This window comes from Caballeronia zhejiangensis (assembly GCF_022879815.1).
In the GTDB taxonomy this organism is placed as follows: Bacteria; Pseudomonadota; Gammaproteobacteria; order Burkholderiales; family Burkholderiaceae; genus Caballeronia; species Caballeronia zhejiangensis.
Window position 1 is genome coordinate 334,409 of the sequence record NZ_CP084287.1, and the last position, 13,469, is coordinate 347,877.

11 protein-coding genes and 2 pseudogenes are annotated in these 13,469 nt (G+C 59.8%); 6 read left to right on the forward strand and 7 right to left on the reverse strand.

Features of this window, described 5'->3' with window-relative positions; translation table 11 throughout:
- Positions 1-58: 58 nt before the first annotated feature.
- The 4 genes from LDZ23_RS35075 to LDZ23_RS31265 all read right to left on the reverse strand — a co-directional run bounded on the left by LDZ23_RS35075 (position 59) and on the right by LDZ23_RS31265 (position 3,690).
- Positions 59-592: a cytochrome b gene (locus LDZ23_RS35075; RefSeq protein ID WP_425306905.1), complete on the reverse strand. Its 534-nt coding sequence runs from the start codon at positions 590-592 to the stop codon at positions 59-61.
- A 643-nt stretch (positions 593-1,235) separates the two neighbouring features.
- A complete protein-coding gene (locus LDZ23_RS31255; protein ID WP_244808311.1) occupies positions 1,236-2,012 on the reverse strand; it encodes a MipA/OmpV family protein in 777 nt (258 codons plus the stop codon).
- Positions 2,009-2,890, reverse strand: coding sequence for an alpha/beta hydrolase (locus tag LDZ23_RS31260; RefSeq protein ID WP_244808312.1), 882 nt, complete (start codon positions 2,888-2,890; stop codon positions 2,009-2,011). Before LDZ23_RS31260 ends, LDZ23_RS31255 begins: the two co-directional genes overlap by 4 nt.
- The gene (locus LDZ23_RS31265; protein WP_244808313.1) at positions 2,887-3,690 is read right to left on the reverse strand and encodes a DUF4118 domain-containing protein; all 804 of its coding nucleotides are present in this window, start codon (positions 3,688-3,690) and stop codon (positions 2,887-2,889) included. Before LDZ23_RS31265 ends, LDZ23_RS31260 begins: the two co-directional genes overlap by 4 nt.
- Positions 3,691-3,843: 153 nt before the next feature.
- On the opposite strand from LDZ23_RS31265, the gene LDZ23_RS31270 reads away from it, so the two are divergent.
- Together LDZ23_RS31270 and LDZ23_RS31275 are read left to right on the forward strand one after the other, a co-directional pair.
- Positions 3,844-4,650 carry an alpha/beta hydrolase gene (locus LDZ23_RS31270; protein WP_244808314.1) on the forward strand — a complete coding sequence of 269 codons (807 nt, stop codon included), beginning with the start codon at positions 3,844-3,846 and terminating at the stop codon, positions 4,648-4,650.
- Between the two features lie 300 nt (positions 4,651-4,950).
- Positions 4,951-5,264: pseudogene (locus LDZ23_RS31275) on the forward strand (winged helix-turn-helix domain-containing protein); the annotation flags it as partial.
- 1 nt (position 5,265) lies between these two features.
- Here LDZ23_RS31275 and LDZ23_RS31280 read toward each other — a convergent pair.
- Together LDZ23_RS31280 and LDZ23_RS31285 are read right to left on the reverse strand one after the other, a co-directional pair.
- Entirely contained in the window at positions 5,266-5,565 is a 300-nt protein-coding gene (locus tag LDZ23_RS31280; protein ID WP_244808315.1) for a hypothetical protein, read from the reverse strand.
- A 153-nt stretch (positions 5,566-5,718) separates the two neighbouring features.
- Positions 5,719-6,399, reverse strand: coding sequence for a glycine zipper 2TM domain-containing protein (locus tag LDZ23_RS31285; protein ID WP_244808316.1), 681 nt, complete (start codon positions 6,397-6,399; stop codon positions 5,719-5,721).
- A 1,010-nt stretch (positions 6,400-7,409) separates the two neighbouring features.
- On the opposite strand from LDZ23_RS31285, the gene LDZ23_RS31290 reads away from it, so the two are divergent.
- From LDZ23_RS31290 to LDZ23_RS31305, 4 genes are all read left to right on the forward strand, one after another.
- On the forward strand, positions 7,410-7,700 hold the full coding sequence (locus tag LDZ23_RS31290) for a YuaX family protein (RefSeq protein WP_244808317.1): 291 nt from the start codon (positions 7,410-7,412) through the stop codon (positions 7,698-7,700).
- A 529-nt stretch (positions 7,701-8,229) separates the two neighbouring features.
- Positions 8,230-9,435, forward strand: a complete 1,206-nt coding sequence (locus LDZ23_RS31295) for a glycosyltransferase family 2 protein (RefSeq protein WP_244808318.1) — start codon at positions 8,230-8,232, stop codon at positions 9,433-9,435.
- 22 nt (positions 9,436-9,457) lie between these two features.
- Complete coding sequence (locus tag LDZ23_RS31300) at positions 9,458-10,948, forward strand: N,N-dimethylformamidase beta subunit family domain-containing protein (protein ID WP_244808319.1); 1,491 nt, start codon at positions 9,458-9,460, stop codon at positions 10,946-10,948.
- Positions 10,949-11,206: 258 nt separating this feature from the next.
- On the forward strand, positions 11,207-11,977 hold the full coding sequence (locus tag LDZ23_RS31305; protein WP_244808320.1) for a phosphatase PAP2 family protein: 771 nt from the start codon (positions 11,207-11,209) through the stop codon (positions 11,975-11,977).
- An 85-nt stretch (positions 11,978-12,062) separates the two neighbouring features.
- Here LDZ23_RS31305 and LDZ23_RS31310 read toward each other — a convergent pair.
- Positions 12,063-12,518: pseudogene (locus LDZ23_RS31310) on the reverse strand (transposase); the annotation flags it as partial.
- Between the last annotated feature and the right edge of the window lie 951 nt (positions 12,519-13,469).

Consider the following 13,469-nt stretch of genomic DNA (forward strand, 5'->3'; position numbering starts at 1 on the left):
GACGAGCACCGGACGAGCACCCGGCCCAGTACGGAAGGGGCCGCACGGAGGGCACGGCCTACATGATGCGCCGAAGGACGTCGTCGCGTAATACGAAGCGATGAAAAAGCGCGTGAGCGATGTGGGCGACGGATAGTGCGAGTAGCACCCATGTTAGCCATACGTGCACCAAGCCTAGCGCATTTCCGACCGGAGAATGTCTTCCTGTGATCAAGGGATAGAATAAAAACCCAAGTAGACGCACGAACCAGCCACGTGAAGATGAGTCGGCCCAGCCCGTGACAAGCACTGCGAACAGCGTCACGTAGAGCGCAAAGTGAGTCATCGTTGTCACTCGGCGACACGACGCTGGCATAACGCAGAGATCCGGCTCGTAAATCAATCGACAGACCACGCGAACTACCATCATGGCGAGAAGTAGCGCGCCGACGGATAGATGCCAGCCTGTCACACCGGTCGGTGTACTCTCAGGCGTGAGCCTCGGCATCGCCCAGCCGAGGGCGAATTCAATAAAGACCAGCGGTGCGACCAGCCAATGCAACAGCCGTACTATCGCAGGGTAAGAGGCGGCCTTAGCGGAAGCTTGGGTCACAGCGCTTCAGATTTCGCAGAATAACGGCACGCAATAGTAGATGGCACAAACTTATGAGAGCCTTATGGCAGCCTAGTAAGCTTGCTCGCGCCACGTTAAACCTTTCACGTCGGTAGATGAGACCGGCCAAAGAGACCCTTTGCAGATCATCGTCTTTCGACCTCGGAAAGTCGTTCATGGGAACGTAGCCCGTCTCGCCCGTCTTCGGCGCCCTGCCTGCCGGTCCGAGGCCTTTCGAAATAGCCGTCGTCTTTGCAAGTTTGGCCGGGACGCGAGCGGGCCCAGGTGCTTTCTCCGCGGGCACCTTCGCAATACGACACCCGATGTGCTCGCCAGAGCTATTACAGGAGCGGATTCCGCGATGGGCGGTCCATGCAGATGCGCAACGAGCGATGCGCGTCGTACAGCTTGCGAGCCACGGACACTTCGCAGCTTCACCGTTCGTTCATTTGGCGAGCGGATATGAACGACCGGCCTCGTGTCATTAAATGACGCAACTCCGTTCGGTCTTTGTGCCAACAAAGCGCACGAGCCAGCAGCTCTTAGCCACGGACTGGGGGGCGGGCGGTGCGGTGGTCGCGCCCGAGTACATTGGGCAAACCGAATAGTACAAAGGGAAAGCTGCACCTTCGCCGCATGACCTCTAGAACCGATACAGCACCGATGCCGTGCCGTTTAGGTCGAGCCGGCGCTCAGTGATCGGGCTGCCGGCCGCATACCGCTGGAGCCGCCCGACCACCGCCGCGACCGTTCCTGACCAGTGCGAGTCGAATGTGTAGGTGGCATTTACGTTGAGGTGCAAGTCGCGCAGGCCCGAGCTCGTTGCGTAATGCGGCAGGCCTGAAGCGGCGCTTTCCTGCAGGTTCACGCCGAAAAACGTCTTGGTGTACGTTGCGTTCGCCCACGTGAGCCCCGGGCCCACCGAGACGAGCAACTCGCCGAAGGGCGCGGAGACCAGCAGATCGGCCGTCGCGGTCAAGCCTTGACCCGTTCCTGCAATGTCCTGATAGACCGCCGCCGCCCCGGTGAAAGCCCACCATGTGTAGTCGGCGAAGAGCCGCAGCTTCGGCCCATAATGCACATCGGGCAAGCCCTTAAGACGCGCATCGTCGGACGCGCTACGCGACTGGAAATCGAAACTGAGCGTCGCCCCGACGTGGTAGTTCTCGGCGCGCCAAGCATTGACACCCAGCACGTCCGGGCCTTGCGAGAACACGCGGTCGCGCCAGGAAATGTCCTGGGCTGGAAACGGCAATACCTGAAGCTGCGAAGAGCCGGGAAACTTCGGGAATACGTAGAAGCCGGGGCCGACCGATACTTTCCAGTCGCCGGTCGCAGGCGACCCGTCGGCGTACGCGGGGCACGCGACACCCGTCGCTGCGCAGGCGATTACCGCAGCGTGCGCGAATTGACACCTCATGCTTTCCCCGCAACCTGCGCGAGTTGACGCAAGCGACGTGCGAGCGCGCGTGAGACGACGGGCGTCGGGTTGTCGCTGGAGCCCGTAGCCGCCGCGCTTTCGCGTAGAAACAGCGCGCATTCCCGCGCGACGACTTCGCGTTCGTTGTCGGATGTGATCATGTGGTACGAATCGTCCAGCCAGATGCTGCGGATAAACGATGCCCCGACGTTGGCCGAGACGAAGCGCGCATTATGCGGGCTTGACGTCTCGTCGTCGATGGCGTGGATGATGAGGCAGTCCGTTACGATGCTCTTGAGCTTCTTGCGCACAAAACCCGCGAGGCGGCTCGCTTCGTGTAGCGCGGGCATGGCGATCGACGCGGGACCGACTTCGCTGATGTCGTTTTTTTGCATTGTGCGCGCGATCTTCGTGCGCAACGCCTCATTGCGCAGGCCGTAGGGCTCGTGCTCGCGATAGCGATAACGCGAGCGCAGCGGCGTGTAATAAGCGTAATCGAGCAGGAATCGATACCACGGAATGGCCCAGCCGTCGTAGTTAAGCGTGATCGAGAGCAGCAGCAACGCGCGTGCGGACGGCCGCTCGTGCGCGACCGCCGCCGCGAGCGTGGCGCCCATCGAGAGGCCGCAAATGGAGACGTGCCGATATTGTTTCGCGAGTTCGTCGAACTCCGCGACCGCCGCGCGGATCCATTGCTCCATCGGCTGATGCGCGCTGCCGGCGCTGTATCCCGGCAACTCAGGGGTGTGCGTGGTGAAGCCTTCGTCCGCGAGAAAGCGCGCGAGGAAGCGCAGCTCGAGCGGCGAGCTCGACAGGCCATGCAGAAGCAGGACGGCGTGATCGTTGCCCCGCAACGTCGTTGTGGTGGAGACGGTCATGCGGAGTCCTCGGCGCGCAATATCAAAAACTCGCCGGACGGCGTGATGAAGCGGTCACATACACATTCGACGGGCCTCCACTCGTTCCGCCCGCCGGAAACCAGCCGCATGCGATGATGCCCTGGCGTCAAGCGATCGCTAACCCGCGCAAGGTCGTCTTGATGTACCTCTGCGTGCCTTGCGCCGTATGCGATACCTGCGCCAATCGGCGCGTCGTCGATGACACCGTTCGATGTCGACGTCGCCGCGGTCGCCACGAAGCTGCTTGGGGGAGCGCCGCTGGGGTCGAGTGCCTTGATCAAGATAAGGGAGCGGTTGTATTGCGCGATGTGATGAAGCATGCGATGCATCTCGTCTGTCGCACGACTCGCGAGCAGCCGCTCATTGTCGTGGCGCAGCAGCATTTCATATCTCGACTGCGCGACCGCCGCCAGCAGTTCGGCGCGATACTGCGCACGGCGCAGACGCTCGACCAGGACGATGACGACGATCGTGATCAGCGGATACGACACCAGAAGGTGGATGTCCGATGTATCGATGACGTCGATGCGCCCATAGGGCGGTACAAAAAGATAATCGGCGATGCACAGCCCCGCCAGCATGACGCAGAAAGCGGGCACGAGTCCGCAGTAGTATTCGACGAGTACCGCAGCGATTAGGAACGCTGTTCCCGGCATGATGTCGCCAAGAAGCGGATGCAGCATGGCTCTGATCATGGCGGCGGTAAGAAGTGCTGCCCCGGCAATGATCCAGCGGTGTTCGCCCCGAGGTGCCCACCGTTTTGAATTTCTGACTTTCATGCATTTAACACAAAAATAACCATCGCCTGGCTAACGGCGCCCTAGCGCATTACGGCCCGATAATCTCCGAGCGGCGCCCGCACGTTGACCGCTGCGCGCATGCGTACTTCCATATACTGAGTCACCGCCAAGAAGTCAATTCCGGAGACACCGATGCGTCTTCTTTTCTATTTCTTTGGCCTGGTCCTCGCGATGTACCTTTGCGCGATGCTCGCGCTGTTCTTGATGCAGGACTGCATGCTGCTGCCGTCCACGCCCGATGCAGCCGATCCGCGCACGCTCCCGCACGCCGCCGAGGACATTAAGCAATGGAAGGTGCATGGCGAATACGAAGGATACATCGTGGCGCCGGCGCAGGGGCGAGCGCGGGGCACATTCATCCTCTACCACGGCAACGAAGAGTCAGCAGAGACGAAGCTGCCGCTCGCCGATGTATTCGTGCAAAACGGGTATCGAGTAGTCATCGTCGAATATCCGGGACATGGCAACCGTCCGGGCTCGCGCACGATGAAGGCGACACTCACTGCATCGCGCGAAGCGCTGGCCGGAGCGCTCGCTCAGTGGGGCGCGCCGATCTTTCTCGTTGGGGAGTCGCTGGGCGCGGGAATGGCATCACAAGTGACGAAAGGAAATGAGACGGCGGTAGCGGGTGTAGTGCTCATTACGCCGTGGGACTCACTTGCCGATGTCGCTGCGGAGAAGTACCCCTTTCTACCAGTGCGCTGGCTGCTGCATGATCCCTTCGATTCGGTCGCTGCGCTGTCAAGCTTTCGCGGGCCACTCGTCATCGTCGGCGCGCAGCAGGACACGTTGATTCCCGTCTTGCATGCGCGCCGCTTAGCTAGCGAACACGCACACTCGCACTTTCTTCTTTTACCTACCGCGGATCACGACAACTGGTTCACGGCCATGCGAGGAAGCGACTGGCGCCAGATCCTCGCGTTGCTTCACGCCGGTTGAAGCAGCAACCACGGAAGCTTCTGGTTTTCGGGCGACGCTGCTTCGCAACGGTGGTGGAGAACCTTCCCAAAAGGCGCGGCCGCTTCAGCTGGCGGTGCCTCCAAAATCTGTATGTTCGTCAGATGCGCGCCGTCGGAAGGGCGGACCGCTGACGAATAAAGCATAAGACGCACAGCGGTGCCCAAGCCGGCTGCAGGCTTCGAAGAGCGAAAGGCATCTTCGCCCGCTGTAGCCGGCACGTTCTACCCGACGTTCGTCGGCAGCGGCATCATTTGCGTGCCTTGCAAATACGAGGCAACTCGCCGCAAAGTCGGCCGCGCCCAAACGACTCTGGAAGCCGGGGCGCTTCGCCTCGATCAGGCGCAGCACAAGGGTTGGATGAACAACGAGGAGGTGGCTCTCACAAGCAGAGAGTTCGCGCTGCTTCAAGAACTATAATAGTTTGAGATCCAAGCGTCGTCATCAGCCGCGAACAGCTTGAGGAACGATTGTATGGATGGAACGAGGAAATCGAGAGCAACGCGATCCAAGTACCCACCCACAATTTGCGTCGAAAGCTCGGTGTTACCGCCATCATATTGACGGCGTTGAGATTGAAGCGCGCTTATCCGTAGGTCAGTCGTCGTCGTCCCCATGATGGCGACGTTCCCATCCACGGTGGCGACCGTGGTCATGACCGTGCCACCTGCGCTCGTCACCGTAGTCCCCGTCATATGGATATCCATAGCCGTAGCCATAGACCGGAGCCGGCGCGTAGACGACCGGCGGCGGGGCCTCGTAGACGACCCTTGGAGGTGCAACATAGACGGGGCCCGGCACGCCGAGATAAACCCCGATATCCGCGTGAGCGAGAGCTGCGCCAGATGCGCATGCAGCCGAAACGCCCACTGTAAAGAGAAGGGTTGCGCGTTTCATTGAGGTCTCCTGTTTAGCACACTTCTGACTGGATGGCAGACAATTGGGAACGGTTGCGCATCTTACGAACGGCACGCGAACGCAGGTGCGGCTGAAATGCCAATCCTGTACCGCGTGTAACCCGTTGTGATGTACTGCCGGCTCTCGCAGTGCTTACGAAGCCGACACGGAGTCGCCGGAGACACGAACACGTTCGCCTACCTGGACGGGCGGCTGCGTGGGGTAATTGAAATTCCGGTAGCTACCGTCCTGCATTCTGACCTGCACCTGGTAGCTCCTCCCCTTGCGCACTGCGTGCTCGATTCCATTGCCGGCAAGCCCGCCACCGGCCGCTCCAGCAATCGTTGCCAGAACACGACCGCGTCCTCCGCCGACCTGATTTCCCAGCAGCCCTCCCGCGACCGCGCCGCCCACGGCGCCAAGCCCCGTTGTCGGCTCGGACTCCTCGACCACGTTGATGGCGACAATCTTCCCGACTTTCGGGTCAACTGCTATTGGCCTTGGCGCGGCCTGCGCCTGACTCTGATAGGTATCGCCGTTCGCATACCCTGGGGCCTGCTCAGCCGGAGCGCTACGGTGATGATGGAGGCGTGGCTGGCCTGGCGCCTGTTGCGTGGCGGTTTGTTCGACGTATGGTTTCGTCGAAGTGGCCGGCGCGCTGGCGACCGGTGCAGTTTGCGCGAGAGGCGCCGTAACAGCTCGCGAAGCGGGCAGCACCCCAGTCATCGCCGCGATGCCGGTGGCACTGGCGAGGATAACGGCCACGGCTGCACCCGCGACCAAGGGATGGATGTGACCTCGAGGCGATATATTCGCGGTGACGTTCGTGTTCATTGCCGAGCTCCACTGGGTTGTGCCCGCAATAACGTCGCTGGAGCGCGGGCGGCTTACCGTGCCGGCAAGATGGTTTGTAAGCATTTGTACCGCCAACGCGACGCGATTCTGCTTGCCTTTGAAATGAATCAGCCAAAACAAAAAGGGCAATTGGCGGCAGATGACTCGCGGGCGCCGGTTAGCGCGTCTGTCTCGATGCGAAGGATCTTCACTAGCTGGGGCCAGCAGCGTCCAAACGATGCAGGTGCAGGGAAAGCGGTCGAAAGAACGTCTCCGATATGAACTGTTACATAAATTCCATAAACTGCCCTCCGAAAGACTGGCAGCGCATCCTGCGATGGCTCGAAGCCGCCTGACGATTCGCTGTGGAGCAGGTCAATCCATGCTGCATGGACCTCGTGAAGACGCACGCGGGTATCGGACCGGCACAGCCCGGGCAAGCTCGTCGTCGTCAGGCTGAACTCGAGAACGGTGTCGATCGCCGCGACAGGCCCCGAAGGACACTGACGCATCTTTTCCGTCTGCCCGGAAAATCCTGAATATCTGACTGTCGGCGGAATGAATTACGCATATCCGTCTGCTTCCGCGTCGGCGGGCCTTTAAGCGACAAGCGTCCTGCTTGGCGTCAGCATCTCCTGTCCGATTGGGGCGCCTAATGCTTACAAGCCGTGGCTGACGGTTTGCTTTTCATCTGCGAAGGACGGCAATTGCACAACAGTTGGTGATCCTCTTAAGGTTATCTTAAGCAACGGTCACGCACGCTCTGTGTCCCGAGGGCACAACTGCCGACGACATACGGTTTGGCTTCATGTTGCCCTTCCGGTGTTCGCCTTTGCTGTTTTGCCGTCCGCACGTGGGGCCCTCTTGGGCCATTGTGCACACAGAGTCGGCCGGCCGCGAAGTGCTCGTATTGCGTTGTCAACGAATGCGACGCTGCGTGCCTGCGATGCCGTTAATACGAACTCCGCAAGAACCAACATGCACTTTCATGAACATCTCAAGGGGGCATCATGACCTCAACACCATGGTCGGCCGCAGTAATCGCCGCCCTGCAGGCGCTCGACGATCTCGTAGTCAAAGTGGAATTGAATGGTCAAGATCTCCACAGCATTGAGGCCGCTATTCACGAAGTAGAAGCCGCGATCGATGCAACGGTGGCCAGATATCCCGGGCACCCGTTGATTGAGTCGGCGGTCGCCGAAATTAAAGCCGAATGTCGGGCGGGACTTTATGGGCAGACAAACGCTACAAAAGCCGCCTCGACGCAATACGCCGGTGCAAAGAAGCAGACGCTGCACTGATCAAAGCAGACGATGTCACTGCTCTGTGCTGCGGCTGCTGTCTCACGCGGGTGAGTTCCCTGACTTCCGGGCGTGAGAGCAACAGCGGATTGCCAGGCGTCGCAACTGCATAGCCCGTCCCCTTGAGGCAGAGGCCACCGCGCCGACCCCTCTAAAAATCATTGCATGTGGGCGCCTACGACGCTTGCGGCAGCGCTGCGCCTTGCGTCCTCGCGGGCCGGCTGTAGCAATTCCTCGCGTAAGACAGCTTAGGTATGCACGTATGCGGATCTGCATCGTTGCGTCCCTCAACGCGCCGATATCCGTCGAGAGAGATCGCCCTCATTTGATTCGCCTTTAGAACGCCCGCTCGCGATTGTCATTCGACCTTTACCGGGCGACAGAGTAAATAGGATTCGTTCTTACACGCACAAGCAAAGCTTCAAAGCAAGCCCCTCGATCGATCGAATTTTTCTTGGCCGCGCCGCTGGCCAGCAAAAATACGGACGCGGGGAAGGCGCAATAAATTATGCGGTGGGCCGAACGGTTCGTGCAGAAGCTAATCTATAGAATGGTATTCGGGAGAACTTCGCATTTGAGAGCGGCCACATATGATTCGGCTCAGGCCACGGCGGCTGCAATTTTAAACTCTAACGGCGACACGAGCACTATGACACGCGTCCATGACGGCAACCCCAAGACATTGCTATCGGTGGTCATTCCGGCCTACAACGTGGAGCATTTCATCACCGAGTCTCTGATGTCTGCGCTTTCGCAACCGCGTGCCAATGAAATCGAACTCATCGTCATCGACGACGGTTCGACCGATCGAACACTTGAACGCATCCGGGACGTGCAGCGGGACCCGCGCGGCCGCAACATTCGGGTTATACATCAGGAAAACCGTGGCGTTTCCGCTGCGCGCAATCGGGCCATCGCAGAGGCGAACTCGCCGTATATTGGTTTTCTCGATTCAGATGACGTCTGGTCCGCCGACTTCACGGCGAAGGTCATGCCGCTTCTCGATGTCGGCGCCGCCGACATCATCGAGTTCAACGTGGGCATCATCGATTCCGTTGGCAAGGTGGTCGACAAGGTCCGCTTGATCGATCCCGCGGCCGTCGGTCATCGCCGATGCAATCTGGACGCGCTGCTGGATTTCGCGCGCGTGCATCAGGCGTTTCCAGCCGCGCGCGTCTACAGGCGCGCACTGTGGGACGGCGTCCAGTTTCCCGCCGGACGCGTCTATGAAGACTGCGCCGCGATTCCGCTCGTCTATGCGCGCGCGCAGTCGCTCTTCCGTCTCGCCGACGAGCTCTATTACTATCGCCGACGCGCGGGCAGCATCACCACTAGAGCGACGCCATTCACGGTGCTGTCGCTCGCCATCAGCGCCGAGGAAATGATGCAGCGCTGCAATGGCGGCCCACTCGATCCGTTCTGGCTCGCGGTATTCCATAAGGTCTTTTCGTATGCATGCTTCCAGGCCGCGCGCGTGGATGCACAAGCGTTCCGGGACGCGATGAGAACGATCGAGGGAACCGCCGCGCGCTATTGCGTGTTCGCCGCCAATCGCAGTGATACCCCAAAGGAGTTGCGCTTCCATATGAGGATCGTCGCCGATCGCCGCTGGTTTCAGGCCAAGCGCATTGTCAAACGTGCGCTAGGTCGCGAACTGTGCCCGCCGCAATCGGCATCGCGCGCGCATCCTCCGGCAAGCATGCGTGGCCGTCCGTCGGCAGGCGGCCAACGATAAGAAATCACGAGGTCCGTTCAGCATGCAGATCTATCCGGTCAGGCCCGGCTTCACCGCCGGCGAATCGTTCGAACTCGCGGTGCAGCCGGGATGCCGCTTTTCTGTCGCGGTCTATCATCAAGGCAATGACGAAACGTTGACGAGCGTGGGCGGCGTCGCCGTGCAACCGGGCGGCCCCGTGCTCGCCGAACTGAAGAACGGGAAGATAGTCTTTCAATCGCCGGGACGCGCTACACCCAGGCGCCACGACGAAGACTGGGAATGGCCTGTTATAAAGATCCGGCCACATACGGATGCGCTGGAAACAGGTGCGTACGTCGTGGTCGCGTATGAAGTCGATGCGCGCGGTGCGCCGCGCACGGACCTCGGGCGTCGCGCCGCCGCACACAAGCCGATCTTTGCGGGGCCGCCGGAGAGCGATAGCATGGCGCTCGTCATCGCCAGGCCGCGCGCGCCATCGGCGCACATCGCTTATATCGTGCCGGTCAACACATATCACGCTTATAACTCGGCAGGTGGTGGCTGCTATTACGGCGATCCGATTCATCGCACGCAACCTCGGACCACAGTAAGCTTGCTGCGCCCGGGCGGCGGACTCGGCGCGCAACTTGGCGAGCCGACCGATCCATACGATCCGCACTCTCCCCGTCAGCAATTCACGCACTGGGATGCGAAGTTCATACGCTGGCTGCGCGCGGAACGCATCGCGTGCGACTTCTATACCGATCACGATCTGCATCGCGGCACGGATCTCTTGCTCGAAAACTATCGCTGCATGTTGAGTGTCGGACATCACGAGTACTGGTCGATGCAGATGCGCGATCGGGTCGGCAAATTTATCGCGCAAGGCGGCAATCTGGCGATCTTCAGCGGCAACACGTGCTTCCGCCCGGTCGATTATGGCAATGCGCCCATCGACGGCGACTACAAGACGATGGTTCGTCTCGGCGAGCAATGGCCGGGATATGACGAGTCTGATCTCATTGGCCTCAGCTACGCGTACGGTGGCGGCAAGTATGGCGTATGGAAGCGTCTGCGCGGGGGCTGGGTCCAGCGCGAGCGCGAAGCAATCGGTTATGCCGTGCGGCAGGCCGATCACTGGGTCTTCGCCGGAACGGGGCTCGCCGTTGGCCAGACATTCGGCGCGAGGGATCGGCTGGTAGGCTATGAAGTCGATGGCGTACCGCCCGTTTCCAACGGCTTTACCACGCTTGCGGATACGCCTGTACTCGTTGGCTGGGACATGGGCGGCAAGGGTGCGATGGGCGTGTTCCAACCCGATCTCGGTGGCGGCCCTGATACAGGGCTGGTATTCAATGGAGGCACGACCGACTGGGCTCGCGTGTTGATGGATCCGGAAGCCGAAAGCCGCGTGATCGTGGATCAAATCACGCGCAACGTGTTGCGCAGGTTCATCGGCTGGCCGAAGCACGTAATCGCACGTGATGACGTTATGCTTGACGAAGCGCCGGCATCCAACGATGAACCCGCAAAGGATGCCGCCGCTGTGTGAGCATAGATGTTCTTATGCACCTCAGACCCAGCGTCATCCCCACCGCCGTTCCCTGAAGCTGGCGCCTTTGCCTTGTCGTTCGCAAGATCGGCCTGGAAGCGTCAACGTCCCCACAGTAAGTACGCCGCTCTTAGCTTAGTAAGGAAAACAAAGATCCCGCAATCCGCAGACCTTATGCGAGGTATTGAACGTACGAAGGCACAACCCTATAGGTACGCTCTTGTTATCAGCAACACAATATTCATGGAGACGCAAAGAATGAACGCTTTCGACACGTCAATTCAATCTTGGCTGGTTCATATTGCGGCGTCTTCATTCTTATTTACTCACGCTGTTCACGCGATCGCCGAGTTCTACTTCACCAAAGGTCTTCTTCCGCTGGCGATTCTTTGTGCCATCTGGTTCCAGCCCGGAGAAGCGCAGCAATGGCGCCGCGAAACAGTGGTCGCGACCCTGTGCGCCGGGCTCGTAGCGTTTTTGCTCGGCCGTTTGTTCGCGCTCACGCTGCCGTTCCGCCTGCGTCCACTCTATGAACCCTCGGTTAATCTGTCATTTCCATTGGCCGACGCGACGGGCGAAGGCATGCGCTTGTGGAGTTCCTTCCCCAGCGACCATGCCGCGCTCTGGATGGCAATAGCCGTTGGCATCTTCATTGTCTGGCGATGGATCGGCGCTTTCATGATCGTGCATTGCGCCGTCTTCATCTGTTTGCCTCGAGTTTATCTGGGACTGCATTATCCGACCGACGTCATCGGAGGGGCAGTGATCGGCGCCTTCTGCGGGTTCCTTCTGACCCGCGCACCGATACGCACCCGCTTTGCGCCGTTCTTCCTTCGATTCATGGAATACCGTCCTGCCGCAGGTTACATGCTGGCGTTTCTCTTCGTCTTCGAACTGGCCACGATGTTTGACGAGCCCCGTATCCTAGCGACGTTGATCGTCAAGCAGATACACCGAGAGGCCGCCATCGGACAGGAACACGCAGGCCGTCTCGCGTCGTCGTTATCCCTGCAGAAGCACGAAAAATAAAAAGGTCGATTGCCCGATGGCGACGCGTTGGCTGAACCTTAAAAGCCCAGTTCAAAAAGAGCCCGGGAGGGCTAATGCCGTTCAGTTAAGAACTTTTGCGCACGGCGTAACGGCTGGGGCGTGATTTAACGACTCGTTCGCACGTGCGGCCGGGTCGTCTTTCATTTGGCAATGCCTTCAGCCGTTCGCGCAGTCGCTGAAGGCATGCGGGCAGCTTGGCGAACGCAGGGGCGACAGCGGCCCACATCATCTCGTGCTGGATTGTGTGGACGGCGCGAACAAAGCTGATGTCCGTTGGAGCGAGTTTCACTTCGAAGGCGGCATTGGCGATTTCGCGACGGATCAGATTGTGGGCAATCAAGGCTCCCCAGATTTCCTGATAGACGCCTTCGACTGTGCGGCGACGCAGAGTCAGTTCCATCCCGAGCATCGACTGCTTGAGTTCTCGGTAGCTGGTTTCAATCTGCCAGCGGCGCTCGTAGCAGGCGACGATATCGGCCGGTTTGAAGCGTCGGCGATCGCTCAACGAGGTCAGCATCACGCTTCGCGCCCACCGGCGCCGCCATTTGAACAACATGTTCACTAATGCCATAGCGGTAGGCTATAGATATCTCTCTGAACGCGCCTGCGCATTTTCCGACGATGACGAAAAACGAGGTTCGCGTGGCGCTCTTCGCAATCCGCTTGTGAACAGGGTGAATGTTCGACAGGCGGCCGCGGAAGCGATTGATGTGAGCTACAAGCATAATCTTCCTCGCAACGCACAGGGCACCGCGCTCGCTTGATCTCGATCGAAGCGTTATGCTTGACCGCGACGCGATGTCAGGGCGTAGGGTTTTCGACGAACAGAGAGCACGGAGACCGAGTGTGAACCTACGCCCCATTGAGAGCGGTCGCCATATGATCTTGCCCTTAAGCTAGGAAGGAATACGACCGGGGGGTGAGGCGCGTGCATGGTGCCGATGCAATTCGTAGGTGCTCCTCTTTCTCACCCCGCGGGCGACGTCGATCCCTCATTCGCTTAGTGGAAAATCTCATGTGCGTCGAAAGTGCGAGTCGCCCGGTGATGAAACTGTGGCAGTTGGCCGTGGTCAACAGGCGCGATTGATGTTGGGTTGCCGGATGCAACTAATCGCCTTCGTTCACACACACCTTTGAATGGCAGCCAACTAAATAATGCCGAAGGCTCGCTGCAAGCACGCAGGCTAAGCATCCAACGGCTAGAAAAATCGCCCTCCGTCAGGCGGACGTGACTCGTTGGCGGCGCGCAGCTTTCGTTGCGCGACCGCTTCGATGCGAGAGAACCCAAATCTGAACACGTTCACCAATCGGGCATCGTCCGCATCCGGGGGGAGCCAGAAAAACACTTCCAAGCACCTGCGCGGCACGACGCACGTCACGCTCTCCCCCGCGCCAATCGACGACGAAGCTGAGGGCCTGTTTGTCTGTTGAGATCTGGGGTTCGGGCACGAGGACTTTCATGAGCAGAGTT

Excerpts from the sequence above, each read along its gene's own strand:
- LDZ23_RS31265 (WP_244808313.1), bottom strand. The coding sequence starts at position 3,690 with ATGAAAGTCAGAAATTCAAAACGGTGGGCACCTCGGGGCGAACACCGC.
- LDZ23_RS31280 (WP_244808315.1), bottom strand. The coding sequence starts at position 5,565 with ATGAAACGCGCAACCCTTCTCTTTACAGTGGGCGTTTCGGCTGCATGC.
- LDZ23_RS31300 (WP_244808319.1), top strand. The coding sequence starts at position 9,458 with ATGCAGATCTATCCGGTCAGGCCCGGCTTCACCGCCGGCGAATCGTTC.
- LDZ23_RS31255 (WP_244808311.1), bottom strand. The coding sequence starts at position 2,012 with ATGAGGTGTCAATTCGCGCACGCTGCGGTAATCGCCTGCGCAGCGACG.
- LDZ23_RS31290 (WP_244808317.1), top strand. The coding sequence starts at position 7,410 with ATGACCTCAACACCATGGTCGGCCGCAGTAATCGCCGCCCTGCAGGCG.
- LDZ23_RS31260 (WP_244808312.1), bottom strand. The coding sequence starts at position 2,890 with ATGACCGTCTCCACCACAACGACGTTGCGGGGCAACGATCACGCCGTC.
- LDZ23_RS31285 (WP_244808316.1), bottom strand. The coding sequence starts at position 6,399 with ATGAACACGAACGTCACCGCGAATATATCGCCTCGAGGTCACATCCAT.
- LDZ23_RS31270 (WP_244808314.1), top strand. The coding sequence starts at position 3,844 with ATGCGTCTTCTTTTCTATTTCTTTGGCCTGGTCCTCGCGATGTACCTT.
- LDZ23_RS31305 (WP_244808320.1), top strand. The coding sequence starts at position 11,207 with ATGAACGCTTTCGACACGTCAATTCAATCTTGGCTGGTTCATATTGCG.